We start from the raw sequence: 24,858 nt of genomic DNA, 5'->3' as shown, positions 1-24,858 counted from the left end.
CCGCGTTCTCCGTTTTCATGATGTCCAAACGTCATTACCGACGGCCTGCCATCATCCTGCAGATCCATCATTTTCACGCAGTCGCTAACTATGGATTCAGTCAAACCCCCATCACTCAAGCTTCAGATGACCCCACGAAACGGCTTCTCACTGATGGAAGCCCTCGTCTCTGTCACTGTCACGACGATGGCTTGTGCAGCACTTGTGCAGGTGGTGTACGGACTGGGGCAAGCCTCTTCCAGTGCCATCTCGACCACTGTCGCTCGAGGCATCTGTCAACAACTGATGGATGAAATCTCGCTCGCGAGGTTCCCTCTTCTGGCCGACTCCCGGCCCACCGTTCGAACGATGGGAACTGTGCCCAGTCGTCTGGAATTCAACGATCTTGACGACTATGCCGGTTATGTTCAGTCGCCGCCGGCAGATCGACATGGACGACTCTTAGGTCATTTGGCACTGAATCCATCGGCGACATTCATCGATAACGGCTCTTCATCGCCAGATCTTCCAGCAATGAACCGTTTTGTGCAGGAAGTCTTTGTTGAACGAGTCCAACAGGGGACAGGTTCGACGTGGCCAGTGGCAACCAGCGAGACAGGCTTCCGCCGGGTGACAGTTCGTGTGCGAGAACTGACGGCACCACTCGCCATCTCAGAAACTGGCACGACGCAAAGCGGGCCTTTGCCACAAAGTTTAGCGAACGCCCCAATCATAACTCAAAGTGTGAGGATCATGGCTTATGTTCCTCCCGCCCCCTGATCTCACTGCGCTAGGAAATTGTGGCTGGCTTCCGGGAACCCGTTCGTTCTCTACTCAGCGAGTCCGTCGTTTTGGAGGTTTCACTCTTCCCGAACTGCTGGTTTCGATGATGATTTTTTCACTGCTCAGTGCTGTGATTGGATCACTTTCGCTGGCAGTCCATACGGCTTGGACGTTCAGCGAATCGATGGAAAGGGCAAGGCACGAATCCGATGCCTTCCATCAGCGTTTAAACTGGATGATTCGGCAAGCCGCCACCTATCGCGATTCATCGGGCGTGCGACAGCCTGGAATGTTTGTGATCGAGCAATGGGGTACAGCGGGACTATCCACAGACTCTTCAGGCGATCTGCTGATCCTGTGGAGTGGTGGTGCGAATGGCAATCTGGCGGGGGGCGACTTTCCCAATCGAACACCGCTGTTGAGTGAACTGGTGGTCTACACCTGGGATGCGGCTCCCGCTCCAGTCCTCGAATCCCAGTCGGAAAGCTCTCCTTTACAAACCACTGCCCGCCGGTTGGTGGAAGTTACGTTCCCTGAGGATTCTCAGACAGTGTCATTTGATGCTGCCAACTTTGCAGCCACTATTCGTGAAGCTGTCCTGTCACCCGCTGCGCGAAGGCTGCCGATCATCACTCGGCTGGCCATCACTCCTTTGGAGTCGACTGGCAATCCGAGTGCACCCTCTTTTCGTGGAGCGATTCGCTTTCAACTTCGGCAATCTCCCTCGCCCAATGAACTGGCGTCGGCAGTGCGAGGGAGTCAGGCCTGGAAAGAACTTCCGTGGTATGGAGGGTTCTGTTCCAACTCAGCGGGTCAACGTGTCAGCCACATCTCGTGGCAGATCGCGATGGATCCGCATGCGTCCTCCGCGGTTTCGCTGGCATCTGGGGGCGCGAACAGTGCCTCGACCGGACTGTTGTCGGGAAGTCAGGGAGTGAATTTGTTTGTGGGTTCTGCTCTCAAAAGTTGGCTTCATGAAGGGAGTTAACCCGATGAGAGTGAGACAAATTCTTCGATCGATGGGCCGTCATGGGGAGGTGCCGGGCATTCAGCATGCCCGCAAGGGGGCCGCACTTTTGATGGTGGTCGTTGCGCTGGGGTTAACTTGTGCAGTGACATTGGCTTTTCTGGAAACCCAGGCGATCTCGACCCGTGTGACGAATAACTCGATTGGGAACCGACATGCGGAAGATGCTGCAGAGACAGCCGCTCGCCTGACTTTGCGACAAATGCACTCTGCCAGTTGGGCGGGGGTTAATCAGTCACTATCGGGTCAGTTGTGGCAAACAGCCGAAGGAACAGCCAGTTACGAAGCGACCTTTCATCCCATCACGGTCACAGCCTCGACACTCTCACAACTGCTGCGTGTGGAAGTTCGCTGCACAGGACGCTTCACGCCGGCTGTGAATAGTTCCATCCCCTCGCAAAAGACGATTCGACTGATTGTCGAAATGCGTCCTCGGGTCGAGCTTCCAGGTTCCAGTACCAGCCTGCCTGCCGATTGGAATCCGCCCTCGAATGAGTCGATCAGCACCCGACCGTATTCGCTGACACTGGCCTCCAACTCCAACAGTGCTCTCGTTGTTGACCCCAGTAATCGCGTCGAAGGCCCTTTGTGGCTCCGAGGACGACCGGTCATTTTTGGCGATCCCTTGTGGTCAACCTCCACGCGGCAAATCTATCTGCAGCATCTGGCTCAGGATTATGGGGCACTGAGCAATATCGAGAAATTCCCGCATCCGTTTGCCCAGAAGTTTGTTTTCTCGAATTCAGGTTCTGCCAACAATTCAACTGTGGCGGAAAGCCTTGCATTACTGGGTGTGCCAGTCGAGATCAGTGCCTCTCATCCGCCGACGCCGACATTTTCCATTTCATCGTGGAGCCAGTATCGCCTGTATGACAAAGGGTTTGTCTACAACGCACAAGCACTGGGAAGTTCCATTTCCTGGAGTGAATTACGCCCCACGCCCGCCAATCCTTTGGGCATTTATATTCGTCAGGGCGATCTTCGAATTCAGGGGAACACCACGATTGTGGGGACGTTGATCGCCACGGGTCGAATCACCATCGAGGGCACTAATAACATCATCGTTCCTGTCCGGCTGACGGACTTGCTGCCAGCCGATCTTCGAAGCAGTGCTCTTTCGACGACATTGCCAACCGTCATGGCGCAGTTTGTCGAATTCGACCGCGAATGCTTTTGCCATGTGGAAGGTTTTGTCCAGGCCACAAGAACGATTACTGGTGCCGGTGCCTCGTGGAGACTTCGCACGAATAGCACCGCCATGGGCCTCACAGGAACTCTGGCAACAGCTTCCGTCAGTACTCAGCCATTTTCCTCAATTCGAATTGACGACGACGTGAACTTCGACGCCATCAATTCGGGTTGGCGACATCAGATGACATTATTCACGGGCGGGACAGGTCGTACTCTGCCGATCGTTTCTGTCGATAAAAACGCCCGAAGAGTTACGGTCGCGGGTCAAGTCACTACGACGGGCCCCGTGGCCTGGCGAATGTCACGTACTCCTCAGGCAGAAGTTCGTATTCTCGGCAGGCTCTGGGGCGATACGGCGAATTTCAATCGTGCCTCACATTGGGATCTCAGCTCATTAAGCTGGACACTCCTTAGAACGCAATGGGAACAGACCAACAGCCTGCTGGCTGCGACTGGTCAAGCCGAGATGACTTTGACCCGATGGCTCGCCAACTCGGCAAATGTCAATTGGTTAGGAAGTTACCAGGCGACTTTCGCACAGAACATCGAACCCACACTTCATCTGCATGATGTGCCTGTGGTGAATGAAGTGACTTCACTCCCGATTCTGCGAGCCTCGACGATCACTCCACCAGGTGGTGTGATCGTGGGTCTGGGCACACCCGGTTATCAGTGGCTGGTCATTTCGCGGGAGATCCTCCCATGAAAAGTACCTGCTCTCCACGACCTGCCCGAAAAGCCTATACGGTTGTGGAATTGCTGATCGTGATTGTGATTGTCGGGATTCTGGCCTCTGTGGGGATTTCCGCCATGGAGTCCTGGGGAGAGCAAATGCTGCCGGTGGCAGCCCGCCGGCTGGCGGCCGATCTTCGTCTGGCCCGGCAACTGGCGATTGATCAGAACACGACTTATGAAGTTCAGTTTGATCTGACAGGCCAAAGTTATCGAATCGTCCATACCGGCACGGCCACAGTCCCACTGCTGGTCGATCCATTGGCTCCGCCGGGAAGTTCGCAGAGCGGTTATGTGGTGCCGATGGCCCGATATCAGAGCCGCTCGTCACAGGCGGCTGGAGTACGCTTCAAGTCTGTCAAGGTTCCTGTAGAAAACCGGACTGTAACGAATATTCCGTTCGCATCGACTGGAGGCACGGGGCCGACTCGAAGTGCCGATACAGAGATCACGCTCATTCATGGAAGCGGTGCATCCGAAACGAGTCTGATCCTGACTGTCTCGTGGCAAACAGGGCAGGTCTGGATGCCTTAACAGGATCTCCCATCCATGTGGTATGGCAAATCGACCCAGTATTCACCTGTCGGACTGCTTCTGCAGGCAGGGTCGGTGCGTGCCATTCAACTGGATCGATCAGGGCGAGTTTGCGGCGCTGCGGTAGAAAATCTGGCCAGCCAAACATCAGATTCTCCACTCGATTATGAACGGGCCGTCATTGCCATTCTCAAACGCTGGTGGAGAAATCGACTCTTCCGTGGCTGGCAGGTGGTGCTGGGAATTCCTTCGCACGAATTGTGGATTCATAATGCTCGACTGCCACAGGTTCCCAGTGAAGAGTTGCCACAGGTTGCCCGTTTCGAAGCCGAAGAACGATTGCCTTACGCCGTCGATGAGGCGGAGTTGCGACTAATCGTAGCAGGAGATGTCAAGCAGGATGGGGTTTCCAAACACGAAGTGATTCTATTGGCTTGCCGCAAGACAGCCATCCAGCAGCAGATCCAGATTTGCGAGCATGCGGGCCTGGTACCACAGGCCATTGATACGGAATCCCACGCCCTGATTCGGTTTCAACGGGCGGTGGACAACTCCGAAAAACGAACTGTCTTTCTCCATCTCGGAGAAAAACTCTCGACCGTCATCTTCGCGGAAGGCGATCGAATTCTGTTCCTCAAGTACATCCTTGTCGGAAACTATCAGTTTGACCGGGCGATTGCCGAGGAACTCGAACTTACCGAGTTGGAAGCGAGGCAACTGAGAACCTCGGTCAGCCATGCTGAAGAACTCAATGCCGATGACGATGTGCATCGCTCGGTGATTGATGCCATTCGGTCGCTCCTGGAAACTGTGACCAACGAAGTCGAGATGTGCCTGAGATATTGCAAAGTCACGTTTCGAGGCCGACCCGCGGGACAGCTCTGGTTGAGTGGCGAAGGTGTTTCGAGCTGGCTGGCGGATTATCTGGGTGACCGGTTTGGCATGCCAGTGACTTTATGCCGGGACACTCAGCCCGAAAACCATTTGACGGAATCATTGGCCGATCAACTGCCTCGCCATATCGGACAGATTGTCCATCAATCCAATTCGACGCCACATGGCCGGAGTTTTTATCCGGATGGTGCGTGGGTGGTGGCCTTGGGTTTAGCCTTGCGACAGTTTTCTCTGACGACGAACTTGTACCAACTCGCTCCATCGGTCAGACCAAAAAATCACCAGTTGGCTGCCGCACTTGCGGGTGAAGCCAGCGATGCCATGACTCCTTCGGCAGGTGAGCCTCCCGCAGGAGTGCCGCATGAGTGAGATCGATTTTCTCCCTGCGGGATATCATCGCGATCGAGAAAAAAGGCTGCGTCGCCGTTGGCATCGCGTGGTTTCCATCGTATTTGCCGGGCTGGTCATTGCCGGGACGGTTGGCCAATGGTCACGAGTTTCGCGAGATCGGACACGACTGCTGCATTTGCAGAGTTCCGTCGCGACTGCCAGAGCGGGCGTGCCAGAAGCGGCTCCTCTTCAGGCAGAACTCGACCGACTGATTGAGCATGAGCGGGTGATCAAAGTTCTGGAACAAGATCATTCACTGGCCAGCATTCTCGATGAGGTCAATGGACTCAGACCACCTGGCGTTTCACTAAGCGAAATCCATTGGCAGAACCCCGTGAGCACAGCGGGCATAGGAGGCACAGGGGGTAGCAGTGCCAGCAGCAACTCGGGTTCTCCTGGCCGCTCGTCGGCGACGTCACAGAATTCACAGCGTCCTGAAAGCCTCTTTGCACCCGGGGAGTTACTGAATCGCACATTGGCAGAACTTGCCCAGAGACAGCCCACTTTGCAGTTGATCGGGTTAGCCCCGGATCATCTGGCCATGGCCAATTATCTAAACGCTCTGGAAGCGTCGAACAACTTTGTTGAAGTCCGTCTGGAACTGAGCCAGGCGCAACAACTGAATGATCTGGAGCTACAGCAATTTCAGATCCTGCTGAAACTCAGGCCCCTGGGGCAATCTTTGACAGATGCCAAGGATCTTTCTTTCGACAAGCACCCTGCGCCCGCAGCAAAACCTGTCGAACGAATCGTGCCTGCTCCCGGGCCTGACTTCACCAATGAACACGAGATTGCGAGGGATATTCTGCCTCATCAGACCGCCGAACAATCGAAGCTTAACAAATCGACGAAAAACTAATGGATCATCCTTCGCAACTTGTCGCTTGATCAGGGCTGCTGTCATTTACACACAATTTCGCAGGAGTTCTGATTTGAGGTGTGACTTGAGACCGGGTGGATGAAGACTGGGTGGCTGGGGTCAAACGTCTTCGTTTGCCCCCAGTTCATGGGGTGTTAATTGTTCATGGAAATGATGGTTGGGGGGGACGATGCAGGTGCAAACTTGCTTACGAACTTTGATGACCAGGGGGGCGGATGAAGACATCCGACCCCTGCCACCCGGGCAAGAACCAAGTCCTTTCGCTGTGTTTTGCATTCTTTGGGGCATTTAAGGTCATACCACCCATGGTTGGGTGAAAAGATGTGTGTCATAGACAGCTCAGTGCCGCAAGCATGGCACTTTATGCTTTAAAAACCTGGATCGACCTCATGCACGATTCTCGAACATTTGAACTGGCGCGAACCGGCGGATTGCTTCTGGCAATGACGCTCGCCTACCTGTTCTTCGTGCATCGACCGGCTGAAAATGAATGCCGACGACTTGAACAGCAGATTCAAGCCCAGCATCTCGAATTGCAGCACATCCCGGTTCAGTTAGCGGAAGTAGAACATCTTCATGCAGAGATTCGCCAGCGGCAGCAAGCCAGTCCAAAACCTGTCGAAACCAGTGGTATCACAACGAAGATTCTCAAATCGATCAGTCAACTGGCACATACCCATCAGCTCTCGATCGATCGACTTGAACCACTGGCACCACAAGATTTGAGCACACATCATGTGGCTTCAGTGCGTGTGCAACTTTCGGGAGAATATGATCACTGGAATCTGCTGCTGCAGGAACTTGATAACTCACCCGATGAATTCGAGATTCTCGACTTTCGACTCTCCATGAACGATGTTCGAAGTTCCCGGCAGAACCGCTCGGCGAAAAACAGCGAGGGTTCACCGATGATTCATCGCATGTCGATAGGAAGTGACTCTCGACCCGAAGCTCGATTCATCTCGCTGGCTGGAAGTCGATTGTCGAGTTCGCCTCATGCTGCCATCTCGGGTGAGATGCATATTGCCCGTCGTCTGCTTCCCGAAATGCCAGCAGCAACTCTCGGCATGCCTGGCAAAAATTAACCCCTGCAGGTGAACGCTGACCACCCGCAGAATTTGCCGATCTCGAACCATCTTGCAGCAGTGTTGAGGATTTGAATCCTTTGCGACGACTTTTCTGATTTTGACGAAAGTTCAAGCGTCGTCTGGCCGATGGTTGCGATAAGTCTGTCTGCGCAGCGATGCGCACCCACGTCCATCATCTCTCCACCGAATCACCTTTCCCTTCCCACTGGATGCCTGCCAGCTCCATTCCCTTCGCTGGTTTCACCAGGTGAGCCTGATGTCTGCCAAGACCATCTCTCTAAAACTGCTGGCGGATTTGAAAACGAGTTGGCCGAAAACGGCCATGCTTCTGGGCTTGCTGGGCGTCGGGTTCTGGATCTGGACACCCATGTTGCTCAAGTCGCTCGGGAAGGGGAATCCCGTTCGACCAGAGAATGCGGCTGCTTCCGTCAATACAGCCACTGTTCCGCCAACCCCTCCCACAACGAGTTCCATTGCTCCCGGCAAAGGTTCAGAAATGCCAGCCGGTGCTCCCGAAGTTGACTGGCCTAGCTGGGAAGAACTTCTGGCACGCGACCCGCTGGCAGGGAAAGGGCTTTCGAAGACCAGTGCGAATCCTTTTCTGAGAACATTGGACAACGACCCTCTCTTCCCCCTCTTTGAACCAGAACCGATCTCTCAAGTTGTTCGTCAGGATCATGACTCCGGGCCGACAACACCCGTAGAGATGGTCAAAGCTGCTCCCAGGCCCCCATTGGAACTGCAGTCGACGGTTGTGGGAAGTCAGCGTCGGGCTGCCCTGATCAATTCCCGACTGGTTCTTGAAGGTAAAACATTCACGATTGCCGGCATCAAGCTGCGTCTCGTGCATGTCGAACCTCAACGAGTCATTGTCGAAGATGCCCAGGGCTCCTTTGAAGTGAAACTCACACGATCTGTGCAGGTTGTTGTGGGGCATGAGACCACCAGCGAAGAACTTCCTCTTGAAGACTATCCCGCACTCCCTGAACTTTGACCAATCCGTCACTCTTTCCCATCATTGATTTCAAGTCACCTGCCGCCAGCCAGCTCGGCAAAATTCATGAGAACCTTCGCCACGTCACGGAAGACGTTATGCCAACATCATCATTAAATACGGCATTTCGCGCCATGGCTTTGGGTTTCGCCCTGCCAGCAACACTGTTTGTCGGATCGGAATTCTGGCCTGCCGAATGGAAATCGACTCCTGTGGTTCGAGGTAGCACAGCCGCCACCCGCAGCGCAGCGCAGTTCCCTCAGACGGACGTGCCGCCGGCTTCAGAGACTCGTGCTGCATCGGATACTCGCTCGACTCCAGCGACGATGTCTCCAAAGGTGGTCTCGCTCTCGAATGTCAAACAGCCAGTGGAGCAAACAACGGCTGCAGATCGGCTCAGCTCACCGACTCAGTCGAGCATTTCCCGACCGGCACAGTTTTCAAGAAAAATTCCCGATTCGAGAAACATACCCGATTCGAGGAACATACCCACAGTTCCAGAACCTCACGATCTTCCCGAAGTTGATGCTGAAGATCTTCCCGTCATCAGTTTCCATACGCTTCCCGTGGATGAGCCGCCTCTGCGGCAACCCCATGCCAGCAAGTCCTCGGCTCCGGCAAATCGGCAAATCGAGGCTCAGCTTTCCGGATTGGAGCGAAAGATCGAAATGCTGGCACAGGCCCAGACTGATCGCCAGCAATCCGACCTCGAGCGGGCCCGGGCTTTGTACGACCAGATGCGGAACAGTCAGCAATTGCAGCAGATCGAGAATCGGCTCAATGAGCTCTCACTCAAATCGACACAGGCCCAACTGACCGCACCAGCCACTTCCACTCAGTCGCCCGCTGTTCCAGGCGAGAACAGATCAACTGCTGATACCACACCTACAGCTAATCCCTCGAAAAATGATCTGCTCCAACAGCCAGTACTTCCTAATACAGCGACACCTTCGGAAGGGGAATCGTTGCCGCAGATTCGTGTGATGCCACAAATCCCTCACGGGCCGGATGGTCCTGGGGGAAATGTTACCAGTGATGAGAAGTTCGATCTGCAGGTGGAGCAGGCCGAACTTCCCCGTGTGTTGGAACTGCTGGCTCAAATGGCGGGAATCAACATTCTCACCAGCCCGGAAGTTGTGGGAAAAGTGACTGTCAACCTGCAGGGGGTCACTCTGGAAGCAGCGCTGGATGGATTGTTGAGAACCCGCGGATATCTGTATCAGCGTGAAGGGGACATGGTCTTTGTGATGACGGCTCGCGAAGCGGAAGCCCGCCGGCTGGCTTCACGAAAAGTGCTGACAAAGATTTATCAGCCCAACTACATCAACGTGAAGGAACTCCAGCAGCTCGTTCAACCAATTCTGACACCGACACTGGGCAAAGTTTCCATCACCTCTCCGTCTTCCGTCGGGATCGCTGAGAACGCCACCGATGCAGGGGGTGACAGTCTTTCCCAACGGGATGCACTGCTGGTGCAGGATTACGAAGAGGTCATCAACGAAATTGATCGCGTGATTATCGAGATGGATATTCCTCCATTGCAGGTGATCATCGATGCCAAAATTCTCAGTGTGAAACTGACGGATGACATGGCGTTTGGAGTCAATCTGGCTTTGTTAGGTGGAGACAAGAATCTCGCCGTCACTGGGAACGGAGCCTCGATTGCGACCAGTAGTGGCTTTCCTGGGGGAACGGGTTCGATCATCCCTCCGGGTGCTCAATTTCTCGCGAACACAGCGGGGCTGAAGTATGGCTTTATTGCGGGTGACATCACCGGGTTTATCCGGGCTCTCGAATCGATCGCCGATACCAGCCTCGTGGCCTCTCCACAAATTCGGGCACTCAATAAGCAGCGGGCCGAAATGATCATCGGCAATCGATTGAGCTATAAAACGTTAGCGTTCAACAGCACTCAAACCATCGAAAACGTCAACTTCCTCGAATCGGGCACCAAGCTGATTATCCGGCCGTTCATTGCTCCCGATGGACTGGTGCGGATGGAAGTTCATCCCGAACGATCGCGTGCTGTGATCAATCAGTCGACGGGATTGCCCGATCAGGATACGACGGAAGTCACCACGAACGTCATGGTTCGCGATGGGCAGACCGTCGTCATTGGCGGTCTCATCAGTGAAGAATCGACAGAATCGATTGATCGGGTTCCAGTTCTTGGGGCGATCCCGCTGGTGGGAGCGGCCTTTCGAAATAAAAGCAGCCGCATCGAACGGACCGAGCTGATTGTGCTGATCACGCCCCGCATTGTCGATGAATTCGCGGCTGCTGCCGAAGGGGATATTTTACAGGCAGCGACGGAAGAACGGGCTGCTCACTTTCGCGATCATCTCTCGCCCGTCAATCGCAACAGTCTGACCAGAGCCCACTATGAAAGAGCCGCTTTTTATCTGCAAAAGGGTGAGCTGATGCGCGCTCGCCAGCATATTGATGCCGCACTTCATCAGAACAGTGCCGATCTCGATTCGCTTCAATTGCGCAATGAAATCAACACTCAGATCGAAGCCAAAACCGGGGAGATGTTCCGCTGGCCTGGTCGCAACAAAAAGAGTGCCCGGCAAGCGGCTGCAGCGGCCATCACGCCGTCGCCGATTACACCCACGGTATTGCTTCCTTCCACGGGCAGCACAAGTGTCAGCCAGACCACAGACACATGGGTGATGCCTGCGGAACTTCCACCACCTCCAGCGCCAGTTCAGCTTCCTCCACCAGTTCCTGCGCCGGGATTTTGATGTTAATCTGCCGTCGTGCCAATTTGCCGACGTTCCAGGATTGCTCATTATTCCAGCCGATAAAGCTATGATCGCCGCTCGTCTGAAGCAGACTTTGCTCGATGCAGGTTTTGCCCTGGTCGGCATTGCACCGGCTGTCAGTCCCTTAGGGCTGGGTCGCCTGCAGGATTGGATACAGGCAGGCTATGCGGGCGAGATGAGTTACATCGAACGTCGGCAACACGCCTATGCCCACCCCGAGAACGTACTTCCTCAAGTCGCATCGATTGTGATGGCTGCCTGGAATTATCAGCCACAAGGATCACCAGCGGGGTTCCACGAATCTCGCCAGCGCGGCCGGATTGCTGCATACGCTCAACTTCCCGAAGACTATCACCAATGGCTCAAGGAAAAGCTTCAGCCCGCCATCTCTATCTTGAGAGAGCACTTTCCCAACGATCGCACGCGCACTGCCATCGATACCGCTCCCCTATTGGAAAGAGAATATGCCAGCCTCGCTGGCCTGGGATGGTTCGGCAAAAACACGATGCTGATTGACAGGCAGCAAGGGAGCTACCTGCTGCTCGCTGGCATCCTCACACAGACAGACTTGCCACCTGATGCACCGCATCAGACGCATCATTGCGGAAGCTGCACTCGCTGCCTCGATATCTGCCCGACTGAGGCCTTCCCACAGCCCGGAGTCCTCGATGCCAGGAAGTGTATTTCGTACCTGACGATCGAACAAAAGGGCTTGCCAGCCGAGCCACTGAGAAAAGGAATCGGCCCGTGGCTGCTGGGATGCGATCTGTGTCAGGATGTTTGTCCCTGGAATACCAAGCGGCAGAAAGTCTGGTCGAGAGCGCAATCTACGAACGAACAGCAGCTAACAACGGTGACCGACAATGAGACGAGTGAAGCGGCACTTGTCGAAGCGGAAAACGACCCTTCACTGTTCCTCACCATCTCCGAAGAGGAGTTTCAACAGCGGTTCGGGAAGACTCCCTTAGAACGCCCGGGGCGTTCTGGAATGGCCCGCAATGCCGCGATTGTGATGGGGAATATCGGTACCTGCGACGATTGGCCTGCGATCGAACATGGTCTGGCAGATTCTTCGGCTGTCGTGCGCAGTGCCTGTGCGTGGGCAGCGGTCGAACTGGCTTTGCGCGAACCACTTCTGAAGTCAATTGCGGAGACTGCATTGCGAAATCGATTGCCTCTCGAAGATAATTCACTAGAAACATCCGCCACATATCGGGAACTTCAGGCAGCACTGGATCGACTGACTATTCCACCTGCTTAAGCATTCTCGTTGAGTGATTGATCCAGCACCTTTGTTGAAATTCCCGGGGTAACAACATGCCTGTTCTCATTCCCTCACCCACGCAGATTGAAGCGGCTGGAAACAAACCCAAGCTGATTCGTGAGTTCATTGGCCGCGTGAATACCCAAGAGTCTCACATCAGTATTGCCCACATGCAGAGCCCTGGCGGCTGGGTGGAACCTGGGCAAACACCCGAGTTCGACGAATACACACTGGTTCTGAAGGGTTCGCTGCAGGTCGAATCCAATGATGGCACGCTCTTTGTGGCAGCGGGACAAGCTGTGCTGGCCCGAAAGGGCGAATGGGTGCGCTACAGTACACCGGAGGAAAGTGGCGCGGAATACATTGCTATCTGCCTGCCCGCTTTCTCGATGGAAACTGTTCATCGCGATTAGAATCAAACCGGCCTCGAACACTTTTTCTTTAGAGATCTCTGCGGAAAGTCAATCATAATGGCAGTGACCACAATCGGCGTTTTCGGTGCGACAGGTCGTATGGGCCAGCGAGTTCTGGCCTGTGCAGCGACTGATCCATCGCTCAAGGTTTCAGCGGCTTATGAGCGTCCCACTCATCCAGCGATTGGTAAGGATGTCGGTGAGATTGCCGGCCTGGGTACAATCGGCGTCCCGCTTGCGGGGGAAATCGGGACGCCTCCCGATGTGATTATCGATTTCTCCACGCCCGAAAGCTCGGTCGAGCTTTCCAAGGTCTGTGCCGAGCGGGGATTGCGTCTGGTTCTGGCGACCACTGGTTTCTCTACTGAGCAGAAAGAGGTGATTACGCAGGCGGCTCAGAAAACCGCCATTCTGTGGGCACCCAGCATGAGCCTGGCTGTCAATGTGGCGATGAAGCTGGTTGCTGATGCGGGCCGCGCTTTGAAAGATGTTTCCAGTGGTGTCGATGTCGAAATCATCGAGAGGCACCATCGCTTCAAAGAAGATGCTCCCAGTGGAACCGCTCTCAAGTTTGGTGAAATTGTCGCACAAGGGATGGGGCAGACCGAGCATGTGCATGGTCGTGAAGGCCGGATTGGCCAGCGACCTCGCAATGAGATCGGTTATCACGCACTGCGCACTGGCGATAATGTGGGCGAACACACGATTGTCTTTGGCCTGATGGGCGAAACTCTGGAAGTGACCGTGCGCGGGAATTCTCGCGACAGTTACGCCCAGGGAGCATTGACTGCTGCCAAATTTCTGGCGGGCCGGCCGGCTGGTCTCTATTCGATGGCCGATGCTCTCGGATTGAATGCCTAGTGCGCGGTTTGTTTCCATCGATGAACGTTGCGTTCTGTTCGCGCTGGATGATCCATCGAAAGTAGATCGCCGCGTTCGATTTTGTGCCTTGTATTTGCTTTCACTTGCTTCAAAGCTGTTGACATGAAAATCGCTCTCCTGCAAACCAATCCCACTGTCGGTGATCTGGCGGGGAATGCCCGGCTGGTGCAGGAGGCGGCACATATGGCAGCATCGAGCGGGGCTGATCTGCTGGTCACCAGCGAGCTGGTCCTTTCGGGTTATCCACCCAAAGACCTGCTCTCGAGACAAGGATTTGTGGCAGCTTGCGATCGATGGGTCGATCAACTGGCAGGGGAGCTTCCTAAGGAACTGGGTGTCGTCGTGGGACATCCGACTCAGCGGGATTGCCCGCAGGGACGCATTGCCAATGCTGCCAGCCTGATCCATGAGGGAAAAGTTCTCGCCACCATCCATAAGCGGCTCTTGCCCAATTACGATGTCTTCGATGAACGGCGATACTTCCGCCCCGCTCAAAAACTGGCACCCATCCCGTTTCGTGGTGAAAAGCTGGGAATTCATATTTGCGAAGATGCCTGGTTTCATGACCCGGCTACGTTCTATGCGACAGACCCGGAACTGCTGGGAGACCCTGTGGCGGAATTAGGGAAGCAGGGAGCGACTCTGCTGATTAATCTCTCAGCCAGCCCGTTCGAAGTCGGCAAGTCGCGGCGGCGTCATGAACTGATGGCCTATCATGCCCGGCACTGGTCGATTCCGTTTCTCTTTGCCGATCAGATTGGCGGCAATGACGATCTTGTATTCGACGGGCAGAGTTTTGTTCTCGATGCGAATGGGTCGTGTGTGGCGACGTTGCCCGCTTTTCGAAGGGGCTTGTTGCAGGTTGATACCCAGGCACTTCCTCCGCGGCAGATTTCTCTGCAGATGCCCGTCGAGTCTGATCTTCATGAAGCTATGGTGCTGGGCATTCGCGATTATTGCCATAAGTCGGGTTTCACGGATTGCGTTCTGGGGCTTTCTGGAGGTGTGGATAGCGCGCTCGTCGCGTATCTGGCAGCCAGAGCTTTGGGGCCGGAACATGTTCATGGCCTGCTGCTTCCCAGCAGATACAGCACAGACCATAGCCTGGAAGATGCCATCCTGCTGGCAGAACGATTGAAAATCGATCATTGCACCATCCCCATCGATGCTGTGCACCGGGCGTATGAAATGATTGCAGTGCTGGGAGAGGAGCTGGCATCTAAGCCAGCGGGGCTGGCTGATCAGAATCTGCAGTCACGAATTCGTGGTGCCATTGTGATGGCACGCAGCAATCATCACGGCTGGCTGGCTCTGGCGACAGGCAATAAGAGTGAACTCGCCATGGGGTATTGCACACTCTATGGCGATATGAACGGTGCTCTCGCACCCTTGAGCGATTTGTACAAAGGCGAGGTCTATCGGCTTTGCGAGTTCATTAACCAACAGGAAGGGAAGGAGATCATTCCGGCGAACATTCTCACAAAACCTCCTTCCGCAGAGCTGGCCCCCAACCAGTTCGATCAGGACACGCTTCCCCCCTACGACATGCTGGATGACATTCTGCGGGGCCTGATTGACCGGGAAGAATCTGTGGCGGCTCTCAGCGATAAGTTCCCCGCGACGACAGTCGAGTGGGTCGCCAGACGACTGGATCGGAACGAGTACAAACGCTGGCAGATGCCACCGGGGATTAAAGTCTCACCACGCGCCTTTGGGGTTGGTCGTCGCATGCCGATGGCGGCCAGGTGCGATGGTGACTGGGCATGATCGCCACGTGAATGACAGTGCCGCCCGTCTTTTTTTGTGACTGTGTCGCCCGATTTTGTACGGGTTAGAATAAAAAACTGCGCGGCGGGTGGCTGGGGTTGAGTCTTCGAACCCTCTGCGATTTTCGGCACGAACTGGGGGTTCGCGAAGACGCTCAACCCCAGCCACCCCTTCGGGTCTTCTGCCGATCCCCGAAATCAAATACGCATGGCAAGTCGATCAAGCATGCTTGCTCCGAGCCGCAAGCATGGCACACCAATGGTATTCTCGAACCTGTCTTACAGTGTTGTTCCTTCGATTGCAGAGTTTGGCGAATCGTCTGGTAATCCGCTGGGTTTGTGTGGTTCGACAAATCGTGGCCGAACCGTTTCAATCAGGGGAGATCTCATCCATGAATCGGGGTTTTGCTGAGACCAATCCTGCAGATCATCTTCCATGGATGGGCCAAGACTGTTTCGTGCCAGATGTTCATCAAACTGCTTGAGCCAGATGGACGAATCTTCGCCGAGTGTCTGCACTGCGATCTCAGTGGCTAACGGCTCCAGATGCAATCGTTTCAACAAACCCCACTGCTGACTGGTGGCATCTAACAGTTCGAGACTGTTGCGATTGATCAGCATCCCTTCGAGAAGAGTTTTCCACGCATCCATGGGCTGTTGCGAAGACTGTTGTCGTTCGGCCAGTTCCATCCATGCACCTGGAAGGCGGGGGTCATACGAGATGGCTCTTCGCAGCAATTGTATGCGTGCTGCCGAATCGGGTTTGTCGAGTCGCGACAGATACCAGTGATACCGGCCCAGCCAAAATGGATGAACGGCTCCATACCCGGCAGCCACGAGCAGCACGAATGCGGCTGTTATGAAGACCATTCGCCAGGGCCAGGACCAGGGATTGATGACAGCCCAGGCGACTCCCACCAGCAGGCCGCTGACATGGGCGGTATTTCCGATGTTCAGGATTTCCAGAGCCGATAAGCCGGCCATCACCGCAGCCATCAGCAGGTAAAAGATCCAGCGTTCATCGGGGAGCTGCCGGGCGAGTTCTTCGTCTCGAAGTCGTGCGATCACGAGATAACCAAGCAGTGCAAAGAGACCTCCCGAAATCCCGACCACATTCTCACCCCAGAAGAGTTCGGCACAGACTGAAAAGATGATCGAGAACACGAAGAACAGGCTGAAGGAAATCTTGCCCAGGCGTTGTTCCACCAGCGGGCCCAGAAATGCCAGTACCATCAGATTCAAGGTGAGGTGGACAGGATCTCCATGATGAAACCCTGTCACCAGCAATCGCCACCATTCTCCCTTCCATAATTCAAAGGGCCCATACAACTCGGGGGTGACATTTTTCCAGATCTGTGGTTCGACTTCCCGAAAGAAACTGAGTGTCGAAATCGCACCCCAGTTTCTCGATTGGCTCTCGGTCGATTCCCCTCCCGCGATGAAGGTGAGCAGAAACAGTATCGCCGACAACAGCATGAAACTGAGTGTGACTGGAAATTGCCTCGCAAACAGGCGGATCTGTCTGGCAATACGCACAGGCGTAGGAAACTCATGCAGCGGAGCGGTCGTCACTCGGAGTGATCCTCAGGGCAGGAAGAAATGACCGTTCATCACAGTTTAGTCCGCACGAGTTCAGTCCGCATGAGTATCACTTCTGACTGACTCACTGGGCCGCTCAGAACTTCCATAATGCTTAAGCAGTGCCCGCAGAGAGTCAAGGCTGGTGGGTTTCGTCAGATGCTGATTGAATCCCGCAGCCTGTGTGCGCTTGCGATCATCGGGTTGGCCAAAACCAGTGAGTGCCACCAGGACCGGGCGCTGGGGGCATTGCGCGCGAATCTGTCGGGCGACCTGATAACCATCAATCCCGGGCATGGCGATATCGAGAAAGACCAGATCGGGAGGATTGGCAAGAACTCGCTGGATCGCTTCATGACCATCGAGACAGATTTCCGCAGGCTGTCCAATCGCGCGCAGCATCATCCCGAGAGTTTTCGCACTGGCAGCGACATCATCCACGATCATGATGCGTAAATTGCCCGCCGGTTGTTCTGCAGTTTGATCCTGCAGAGATCCATTGGTGTTCAACGTGTTGATCTGAGTGGCTGTGTCTTCACGATCGCTGGACAGATGGCCGTCTGCCTTTGCCGAATTCTCAGGCTTTTCGGTGGAATTGTTATTCACTGGAGGTTCAATGGCGACAGGTGCCGGGGACCGGGGCAAAGTGATGGTAAATCGACTTCCCTTGCCGAGTCCTTCGCTGAAGGCCACCACACTTCCGCCATGCAGTTCTGCCAGTGAGCGAACCAACGTCAGACCAATCCCCAAACCCCCTTGAGCTCGATCAAGCGAACTTCCCACCTGCTCGAACATGCCGAAAATCTGTTCCAGCATGTGTGCCGGGATTCCTGCACCGTTATCAACGACCTGAATTTCCACCTGATGCTCAAACGGCACGACCTGGAGGTGAATCCTGCCCTGGGGATCGGTGTACTTGGCCGCATTGTTCAACAGGTTGGCGACGATCTGCACGATGCGTGTGGCATCGGCCTTAATCCAGACAGGTTCGTTCGGTAAGTCGGTGGTCAACTGATGACCCGCCTGTCGAATCAGCGGCTGGGCGACTTCTATGGACGTCTGGATGCATTCACGAAGATCAAGAATGGCTGGCTTTAACTGGATTTTTCCCCCACTGATGCGTGAAACATCCAGTAGATCGTCGATCAGGCGCACCATCTGCTTTGTCTGGCGACTGAGCATCTCACGCACTTCTGTCAGTTCTTCGGGAGATAAATCTGCAGCCCGCCATGCTTCCAGAGCATTCGAAATCGGTGTCAGTGGATTTCTCAATTCGTGTGACAACGTGGCGAGAAAAAAATCCTTCCTGCGATCGGCAAGTTCAAGCTCCTGTTGAGCCTGACGCAGCGCGTCGATGTCGGTCATGGTGCCGATCATTTCCACCACGACGCCATCGCTGTTGATTTGTGGAACCCCTCGCAATAAATGCCACCGGCTCAATCCATCTCTTCCGCGGAGTGGAAGTTCAAACTCACAGGTTTCCGGCTTGCGGGAAGCCGTCGACCATTCACGCGCGACCTGTCCCTGATGTTCTGTTGGGACAGCACGCAGCCAGCCCATGCCACGGGTTTCGTCGGGTGTCAGCCCTGTATATTCGTACCAGCGGTCATTGCAGTAAAGATTGTCTTCGCCGGGCCGGGCAATCCAGACGATCTGTGGCGAGGCATTGGTGAGCATCCGATAACGCTGTTCGGCAGCCCGCAGTTGTGACAGGTTGACGGTGTAGATCGCCACCTCACTTTCCTCGTCATCAAGCAATTTGACAGCGGCAATCAGCACTGGAACCCGCATGCCGTTTTGTGCGATAAACTCTTTCTCGAACGGTCGGCAGCGACCTGTGGCTCGTAACTCTTCCCAGGCGCCGGTATCCAATCCCGAAAACTGCGTGGGTGTGATATCGCCCCAACTCAGGTCAGCGCTATAAAGCCCTTCTCGCGAATAACCAATCGTTTCAAGGTAAGTTTCGTTCGCATCAATAATGCGACCATACTTGTTGCACAGCGCCATACCCACCAGACTGCTGTCGAACACTCTGCGAAAACGCTCATCACGACGTCGAATGGCCTGTGCCGCTTTGAGCTTTTCCGAGATATCCCGCACAACGAGGACTGTCCCCTGCAGCTTCCCTTTGGAATTACGAATCGGCGAAGCCCGATCATCGACGGCAACACGTGTCCCATCAGCCCTGATGAGCCAGTTGGTTTCCGTGGCAGCCAGTTTCTGGCCCGTTCGAAGAACCTGATGCACCGGGTGCTCATTGGCTGTCGTGCCAGAATCCTGCTGGATCTGAAAAATTCGATCAACCGGCTGCCCGAGCACATCATCGCTTACTTGAATGAGCGACTTTGCAACTTCATTCATCAACGTGATACGGCCCTGGGCGTCGGTTGTCACCAATGCATCGTCCACACTGTGAATTGTGACACGAAAGTTTTCGCTTGTCAGACGAGCCGACTGCTCGGCCACAATTCTGGCGGCCAGTTCCTGATCGATGGATCTCCAGGCACCAATTGCCACTCCTGTTGAGATCAGCACGGCCAGTAACGTCGTCATGATGGCCACGTAGTAATTGAACTCCACGCCAGCCGAACGCTGATCCAGCAATGTCCTTTCGGCCTGAATCATCTCAGCCACGCGCGAGCGGATTTCATCCATCTGCACACGGGCTCGGCCTGTCCTGGCAATCTTCATCAATTCCGCTTCACCAGATTCGATAAAAACCTGAATCGCATTGGCAGCCACTCCCAGTCTCTCGGCAATGATTGGTGCGAGTTCGACTAAACGTCGGGTTTGCTCGGGATTATCAGCCAGTTGATCCGAAAGATCCGCATAAGTTCGAGGGAGTTGCTCAAGTGCGACCAGGCCGCTATCGAGGTAAGTCGATTCTCTGGCGATTACAAAACCCCGGCAACTCGATTCAAACGTCACCATTTCTTCCTGCAGATTGGCCAGCAGTCTCAGCACTTCAAAAGTGTGCGAGACATCCCGCTGGGCATCGAACAGCCGACCGATATTCACACTGGTGACGAACCCGTTGACAGCCAGTAAGACGATCACGAGGACGAGGTTGATTGATGTGATTCTCCGCTTCGTCTGAGGCATGATTCTGCACCACCATACATTCGTGTTATTGCAATTCACCTCGTCACGATTGCCCGAAGTAGGTTCTACAAAGAAAGAACTTCATTGGGGGTCATCCGGTCAGTGCTTCTTGCCAGGTCAACGACAAAAAGGAAACGACAAAAATTGATCAATCTGGGCGAAAACCGGTCATCTGCTGGAAGCTGATCGAACGGGGCGGCACTTTTCAACTCGGTCGAAGTGATTCTGTCAATTATGTTAAGCGAATACCGTACCCGAGAGATCTCCGTGAAAATCGAGCAAATGGCGCGCTTCCCGGACTGCGCGAATTTCTCCGGATGTGCTATCCTGCCGCCTCAAACGCTCATCTTTCGACTCTTCAGGGGATTGCTCGTTTCAATCTCTGGCCCATGAGGAAGTTCCAGATATGTCTTACGTACTCCGTTCCGAAACGCCGTTTGCAAAAACCAAGATTATCGCGACAGTGGGTCCTGCCTGCTCGTCTCCCGAAAAACTTCGCGAGCTGGCGATTGCCGGGGTGGACATTTTCCGGTTGAACTTTGCTCATGCCAAGTACGACATTCTCGAAGGGGTGCTGGATTCGATTCGGAAAATCTCGGTCGAACTTGGCACACCACTGGGAGTGCTCGGTGATCTTTCTGGCCCCAAAATTCGTCTGGGTCTGTTGCCAGAAGATGGCATTCGCTGCCGATATGGTGCCAAGTTTGAATTCGTCAGACAGGTTTCCGCCGGTACAGACAACCAGCTCACCTGCACCTATGAGCAACTGATCGACGATCTGAGGCCTGGCGACCGAGTGCTGCTTGCCGACGGAACGGTCTCCATGAAGGTTCTGGAGCAGGATGCGACGGCCGGAAAAGTGGTTTGCGAAGTCACCCAGGCGGGCATGATCCGCTCCAAACAAGGGGTTAATCTTCCCGGCGTGGCGCTGAGCACACCTTCGTTGACAATCAAAGACCGCGAAGATCTGCAATGGGCTCTGGATCATCAACTGGATTATATTGGGTTGAGCTTCGTGCGTTCCGCCCAGGATTTGCGAGATCTGCGGAAGGTGATTGCCGAGCATCCCACGACGACGCCTCCGTGGATTGTCGCCAAGATTGAAAAAGTCGAGGCGATTAATGATCTGGAAGCGATTATCGGTGAGACGGATGCTGTTATGGTCGCCCGCGGTGATCTGGGTGTCGAAGCTGATGTGGATCGTGTTCCCGTACTTCAAAAGCGGATTATCCGCCTATGCAACGAGCATCGAATTCCGGTTATTACCGCCACACAAATGCTCGACAGTATGCAGAAAAATGAACTTCCCACGCGGGCTGAAGCGACGGACGTGGCGAATGCCGTCCTCGATGGAACCGATGCCGTGATGCTTTCGGGCGAGACGGCCGTGGGTGATCATCCCGTGGCGGCTGTTTCCATGATGAGCCGCATTGCCGGACATGCCGAGCGGCTGCTTGATCCTCATAAGTTCGTCGACAAGTTGGCTCTTCCCCGCAATCGGGCCACCGCCATTACTGAAGCGGTGGTTTGTGGTGCTGGCAATGCCGCCGAGCAACTGGGAGCGAACCTGATTGTGGTCGCCACTCGCGGCGGCAAAACAGCCATGGCGCTTTCAAGACAGCGCGGGACGGTTCCCATTCTCGCTCTGACGGATCGACCGGAAATTGCCCGACGGATGAAGCTCTACTGGGGGGTCACGCCCCTCGCGACAGAAGCGGTCAAGTACCCACCCAGCGAACTTCTGGCGTTCGTCGCCAATTACGGCAAAGAGCATGGCCTGCTCTCATCTGGCAGCAAGCTCGTTCTGGTCGGCAACTCGGACTGGAATCAGGAATATCATGACGTGATGATTGTGCATGTCATGCCTTGATGTTTTCCAGCTAGAAAATAGCATCCGTGTGGCTGGAAATCCGGTTTTTGTGTAACCGTGTAGCAACGTGATTGGGTGGCTGGGGTCGGATGTCTGCATCCGCCCCCAGGTCAATCGAGTTCACCAGCATGAATGCATCCGTAAAATTTCTCACAACTCACCAGCACAATTGCCACGAACAAGTAACATCAATCGACCTGGGGGCAAACGAGGACGTTTGACCCCAGCCACCCAGCCGTAAGCCTTGTTGACGGTCTGGGTTTGGTCTGCCTGTCGAAGCACGGGCTGGCGACTTTCCGCCAGTCACACAAAAGAGTATTCTCTGAAGTTCTGGTTCTGATCAACTTTGGATGCCCAAGCTTTTGAGAGGCACTTTCATGGATCCCGATGAAATTCTATTCGATGCTGAAGAACGCATGGACAAGGCCGCGCAGGTGCTGCAAGACCAGTTGGTGGGCTTGCGGACAGGTCGGGCGAATGCCAGTCTCGTTGATTCCATTCGAGTGGAGTATTACGGATCACCGACGCCTATCAAGCAGTTGGCGACAGTGAGTGTTCCCGAGCCGCAGCAGATCATGATCAAGCCGTTTGATCAGTCGATTCTCAGTGAAATCGGCAAGGCGATTCAGGCGAGCGATGTGGGCCTGGCCCCCAATAACGACGGCCGTGTGATCAGACTTAACGTGCCACCGCTTTCGACCGAACGCCGCAAGCAGATTGTGGCTCGTGTGAAGGAAATGGCCGAGGATGCCCGCGTGGCCATTCGCAACATCCGCCGCGACGCCAACAAGCACGCCGACACCGCTCTGAAAGACAAGCTGATGAGCGAAGACATCCACGAATCGACCAAAGAGTCGGTTCAGGAGCTGACCAAGAAGTACGAAGGCAAAGTCAACACCGTCGCGGAAGCGAAGGAAAAGGAAGTGATGGAGCAGTAGGAGTGATCACCTGCTGGCCGATATGATCACTGCCATCAAACACAACAAGCCCGCCTCATGCTATCATTGCTAGAGGTGGGCTTTTTTACTGAGCTACACGGCCTATTGCCTTTGACCAATTCCCGATGATGTTAGTTGTCTTTGGGCGTCTCTTGAAGAAGTACGATATGACGCAAATCACTCGAGAACTTACCTTTAGTCAATCGCTCATTCTCATCTTCAAGATTTCGATGTTATTGCAGTGTCTTACTCTTAACACTGTGGCCCAGGCCACTGACCAGGCTTGTCTGGTCGTGGAAATTTCTTCGGGCCAAGTCGATCGGGCAGCGATGCCACTATGTGTTGAAGTACCTGCGGCACTGCAAAAGGCGAAAGAGCTTTCATTAAGGGAGGTCACAGGGAGTGGTGATGCTGCCATCGGTAAGTCTATTCCCTGCCAGATTGAAGCAGGTTCGCCGCTGAAGGTCTGGTGGATGCTTGATCATCTTCCGGCTGGCGAAACTCGGAGGTATCGGCTTACTGCGGTTGATTCTGACAATTCAAAAGCTGAAGACGGCACCAATGCTCCCGCTCCCGACATGACCGCTGCTGTTGATGGGCAGGCTTTGGCCATCTCGGTCGAAGGCTTGCCAGTCCTCAAGTATCAGCAGGCGGTCATGCCCTCGGCTGATCCTGCCAAGCCGTTCTATGCTCGCAGCGGGTTTATTCATCCAATCTTTGACCCGGCTGGCCGCGCGGTCACGGAGGCGATGCCCGCTGACCATATGCATCAGCACGCCCTCATGTTCGCCTGGGTGAATGCCGAGTTTGAGGGCCGCAAGGTTGATTTCTGGAACAGTCATAAAGAGCAGGGGCTTGTCCGGAATGTGCGTTTGGACGATGTCCAGGTGGGCCCGGTCTTTATCCGCTTCAAAGCCCGTCTCGAACATGTGGATCAGACTCCGGAAGACGGCCCTCGAGTCGCACTGCATGAGGTTTGGGAAGTCAAAGTGTTCCATCGAACGGATGGATTTCTCTTCGACTGGCAATCGACCCTCACCTGTGCGACGGAGTCTCCTCTCAAACTCTTGAAGCATGATTACGGTGGCTTATGCCTGCGTGGACGCGACGAGTGGAATATCGCCGACGGTGGCGAATTCCTGACCAGCGAAGGCAAAACACGAGCCAATGGGAACCATACGCGGCCTCACTGGTGCGATCTTTCCGGCCCTTTCCCAGTCACTCCCGTCCCTCAATCGCCGGCAGCATTAAAGGCGACTCCAGCGATAAACGGTACCCAAGAGCCAGCGACGTCACCTGCTCCCTGGGGCGGGATTGCGGTTCTCGACCATCCGTCGAATTTTCGCTTCCCGCAACCTGTCCGGCTGCATCCCAACATGCCTTACCTTTCGGTCACACCGGCACCTTTGGGCCCTTTTGAGATCGAACCGGGGAAGCCTTATGTCACCCGCTTTCGATTTTTCACACATACGGGCAAGCCTGAGGCCGCCGTCATCGACCAGCTCTGGGCGGATTACGCACAGCCTGTGGCCAGCCGGGTGATTGAGTAGCCTCAAGTGATCTGCGTGCCTGGGGTCAAACGTCTTCGTTTGCCCCCAGATCATTGGAAGCTGATCGTACATGGCGAAGTTCCTCAAACGTCATGAAACATGTTTTCAGATGCATTTGTGCTGGTGAAGTCGATTGACCAGGTGGCGAATGAAGACATTCGACCCCTGCCACCCGACCTGACATCGAATTCGGCGTGAAATGACACAAAGACCACGCCCTTCCGCAAAGCCTGCAGGG

Annotated in this window: 18 protein-coding genes; 16 read left to right on the top strand and 2 right to left on the bottom strand. The window is 54.7% G+C overall.

From position 1 onward, the window contains the following. The first annotated feature begins 126 nt into the window (after nucleotides 1–126). The 13 genes from PLIM_RS16905 (at nucleotide 127) to PLIM_RS16840 (ending at nucleotide 15,583) form a co-directional block, all read left to right on the top strand. Nucleotides 127–759, top strand: a complete 633-nt coding sequence (locus tag PLIM_RS16905) for a type IV pilus modification PilV family protein (RefSeq protein WP_148227163.1) — start codon at nucleotides 127–129, stop codon at nucleotides 757–759. Next, on the top strand, nucleotides 740–1,750 hold the full coding sequence (locus tag PLIM_RS16900; RefSeq protein ID WP_013111532.1) for a PulJ/GspJ family protein: 1,011 nt from the start codon (nucleotides 740–742) through the stop codon (nucleotides 1,748–1,750). The genes PLIM_RS16905 and PLIM_RS16900 overlap by 20 nt, the downstream gene beginning before the upstream one ends. Nucleotides 1,751–1,754: 4 nt before the next feature. Next, nucleotides 1,755–3,686, top strand: a complete 1,932-nt coding sequence (locus tag PLIM_RS16895) for a hypothetical protein (protein WP_013111531.1) — start codon at nucleotides 1,755–1,757, stop codon at nucleotides 3,684–3,686. After that, the gene (locus PLIM_RS16890; RefSeq protein ID WP_013111530.1) at nucleotides 3,683–4,246 is read left to right on the top strand and encodes a pilus assembly FimT family protein; all 564 of its coding nucleotides are present in this window, start codon (nucleotides 3,683–3,685) and stop codon (nucleotides 4,244–4,246) included. The genes PLIM_RS16895 and PLIM_RS16890 overlap by 4 nt, the downstream gene beginning before the upstream one ends. A 15-nt stretch (nucleotides 4,247–4,261) precedes the next feature. After that, nucleotides 4,262–5,509, top strand: coding sequence for a pilus assembly protein PilM (pilM, locus tag PLIM_RS16885; RefSeq protein ID WP_013111529.1), 1,248 nt, complete (start codon nucleotides 4,262–4,264; stop codon nucleotides 5,507–5,509). After that, entirely contained in the window at nucleotides 5,502–6,389 is an 888-nt protein-coding gene (locus tag PLIM_RS16880) for a PilN domain-containing protein (RefSeq protein WP_013111528.1), read from the top strand. The genes pilM and PLIM_RS16880 overlap by 8 nt, the downstream gene beginning before the upstream one ends. 410 nt (nucleotides 6,390–6,799) lie before the next feature. Beyond that, nucleotides 6,800–7,495: a hypothetical protein gene (locus PLIM_RS16875; protein ID WP_013111527.1), complete on the top strand. Its 696-nt coding sequence runs from the start codon at nucleotides 6,800–6,802 to the stop codon at nucleotides 7,493–7,495. A gap of 259 nt (nucleotides 7,496–7,754) precedes the next feature. Beyond that, nucleotides 7,755–8,492 carry a hypothetical protein gene (locus PLIM_RS16865; protein ID WP_013111526.1) on the top strand — a complete coding sequence of 246 codons (738 nt, stop codon included), beginning with the start codon at nucleotides 7,755–7,757 and terminating at the stop codon, nucleotides 8,490–8,492. A 98-nt stretch (nucleotides 8,493–8,590) separates the two neighbouring features. Continuing rightward, complete coding sequence (locus tag PLIM_RS16860) at nucleotides 8,591–11,236, top strand: secretin and TonB N-terminal domain-containing protein (protein WP_148227162.1); 2,646 nt, start codon at nucleotides 8,591–8,593, stop codon at nucleotides 11,234–11,236. Nucleotides 11,237–11,276: 40 nt separating this feature from the next. Continuing rightward, nucleotides 11,277–12,518 carry a tRNA epoxyqueuosine(34) reductase QueG gene (queG, locus tag PLIM_RS16855; RefSeq protein ID WP_148227161.1) on the top strand — a complete coding sequence of 414 codons (1,242 nt, stop codon included), beginning with the start codon at nucleotides 11,277–11,279 and terminating at the stop codon, nucleotides 12,516–12,518. 56 nt (nucleotides 12,519–12,574) lie between these two features. Next, nucleotides 12,575–12,934 (top strand): cupin domain-containing protein, encoded by a 360-nt coding sequence (locus PLIM_RS16850; protein WP_013111523.1) that lies wholly within the window; start codon nucleotides 12,575–12,577, stop codon nucleotides 12,932–12,934. Between the two features lie 57 nt (nucleotides 12,935–12,991). Beyond that, the gene (gene dapB / locus PLIM_RS16845; RefSeq protein ID WP_013111522.1) at nucleotides 12,992–13,795 is read left to right on the top strand and encodes a 4-hydroxy-tetrahydrodipicolinate reductase; all 804 of its coding nucleotides are present in this window, start codon (nucleotides 12,992–12,994) and stop codon (nucleotides 13,793–13,795) included. Nucleotides 13,796–13,918: 123 nt separating this feature from the next. After that, nucleotides 13,919–15,583, top strand: coding sequence for an NAD+ synthase (locus tag PLIM_RS16840; RefSeq protein WP_013111521.1), 1,665 nt, complete (start codon nucleotides 13,919–13,921; stop codon nucleotides 15,581–15,583). A gap of 278 nt (nucleotides 15,584–15,861) precedes the next feature. Here the strand turns inward: PLIM_RS16840 and PLIM_RS16835 are convergent, their stop codons facing one another. Both PLIM_RS16835 and PLIM_RS16830 read right to left on the bottom strand, forming a co-directional pair. After that, on the bottom strand, nucleotides 15,862–17,154 hold the full coding sequence (locus tag PLIM_RS16835) for a rhomboid family intramembrane serine protease (RefSeq protein WP_013111520.1): 1,293 nt from the start codon (nucleotides 17,152–17,154) through the stop codon (nucleotides 15,862–15,864). Between the two features lie 60 nt (nucleotides 17,155–17,214). Further along, the gene (locus PLIM_RS16830; protein WP_013111519.1) at nucleotides 17,215–20,262 is read right to left on the bottom strand and encodes a PAS domain S-box protein; all 3,048 of its coding nucleotides are present in this window, start codon (nucleotides 20,260–20,262) and stop codon (nucleotides 17,215–17,217) included. Nucleotides 20,263–20,668: 406 nt separating this feature from the next. Between PLIM_RS16830 and pyk the strand changes: the two genes are divergently transcribed. From pyk to PLIM_RS16815, 3 genes are all read left to right on the top strand, one after another. Next, nucleotides 20,669–22,132 (top strand): pyruvate kinase, encoded by a 1,464-nt coding sequence (gene pyk, locus PLIM_RS16825; RefSeq protein WP_013111518.1) that lies wholly within the window; start codon nucleotides 20,669–20,671, stop codon nucleotides 22,130–22,132. A 377-nt stretch (nucleotides 22,133–22,509) separates the two neighbouring features. Beyond that, nucleotides 22,510–23,070 carry a ribosome recycling factor gene (gene frr, locus PLIM_RS16820; protein ID WP_013111517.1) on the top strand — a complete coding sequence of 187 codons (561 nt, stop codon included), beginning with the start codon at nucleotides 22,510–22,512 and terminating at the stop codon, nucleotides 23,068–23,070. Nucleotides 23,071–23,237: 167 nt separating this feature from the next. Further along, nucleotides 23,238–24,620 carry a DUF6807 domain-containing protein gene (locus PLIM_RS16815; protein ID WP_041402040.1) on the top strand — a complete coding sequence of 461 codons (1,383 nt, stop codon included), beginning with the start codon at nucleotides 23,238–23,240 and terminating at the stop codon, nucleotides 24,618–24,620. The last annotated feature ends 238 nt before the right edge of the window (nucleotides 24,621–24,858 follow it).

This window comes from Planctopirus limnophila DSM 3776 (genome assembly GCF_000092105.1).
GTDB lineage: Bacteria > Planctomycetota > Planctomycetia > Planctomycetales > Planctomycetaceae > Planctopirus > Planctopirus limnophila.
This window is presented reverse-complemented; position numbering and strand designations above follow the sequence as displayed.

Bases quoted from the DNA above. Each gene is read 5' to 3' on its own strand.
- PLIM_RS16895 (WP_013111531.1), top strand. From the start codon at position 1,755: ATGAGAGTGAGACAAATTCTTCGATCGATGGGCCGTCATGGGGAGGTG.
- PLIM_RS16865 (WP_013111526.1), top strand. From the start codon at position 7,755: ATGTCTGCCAAGACCATCTCTCTAAAACTGCTGGCGGATTTGAAAACG.
- PLIM_RS16900 (WP_013111532.1), top strand. From the start codon at position 740: ATGTTCCTCCCGCCCCCTGATCTCACTGCGCTAGGAAATTGTGGCTGG.
- PLIM_RS16905 (WP_148227163.1), top strand. From the start codon at position 127: ATGACCCCACGAAACGGCTTCTCACTGATGGAAGCCCTCGTCTCTGTC.
- PLIM_RS16860 (WP_148227162.1), top strand. From the start codon at position 8,591: ATGCCAACATCATCATTAAATACGGCATTTCGCGCCATGGCTTTGGGT.
- frr (WP_013111517.1), top strand. From the start codon at position 22,510: ATGGATCCCGATGAAATTCTATTCGATGCTGAAGAACGCATGGACAAG.
- pilM (WP_013111529.1), top strand. From the start codon at position 4,262: ATGTGGTATGGCAAATCGACCCAGTATTCACCTGTCGGACTGCTTCTG.
- PLIM_RS16850 (WP_013111523.1), top strand. From the start codon at position 12,575: ATGCCTGTTCTCATTCCCTCACCCACGCAGATTGAAGCGGCTGGAAAC.
- PLIM_RS16890 (WP_013111530.1), top strand. From the start codon at position 3,683: ATGAAAAGTACCTGCTCTCCACGACCTGCCCGAAAAGCCTATACGGTT.
- PLIM_RS16880 (WP_013111528.1), top strand. From the start codon at position 5,502: ATGAGTGAGATCGATTTTCTCCCTGCGGGATATCATCGCGATCGAGAA.
- pyk (WP_013111518.1), top strand. From the start codon at position 20,669: ATGTCTTACGTACTCCGTTCCGAAACGCCGTTTGCAAAAACCAAGATT.
- PLIM_RS16840 (WP_013111521.1), top strand. From the start codon at position 13,919: ATGAAAATCGCTCTCCTGCAAACCAATCCCACTGTCGGTGATCTGGCG.
- PLIM_RS16815 (WP_041402040.1), top strand. From the start codon at position 23,238: ATGACGCAAATCACTCGAGAACTTACCTTTAGTCAATCGCTCATTCTC.
- dapB (WP_013111522.1), top strand. From the start codon at position 12,992: ATGGCAGTGACCACAATCGGCGTTTTCGGTGCGACAGGTCGTATGGGC.
- PLIM_RS16830 (WP_013111519.1), bottom strand. From the start codon at position 20,262: ATGCCTCAGACGAAGCGGAGAATCACATCAATCAACCTCGTCCTCGTG.
- PLIM_RS16875 (WP_013111527.1), top strand. From the start codon at position 6,800: ATGCACGATTCTCGAACATTTGAACTGGCGCGAACCGGCGGATTGCTT.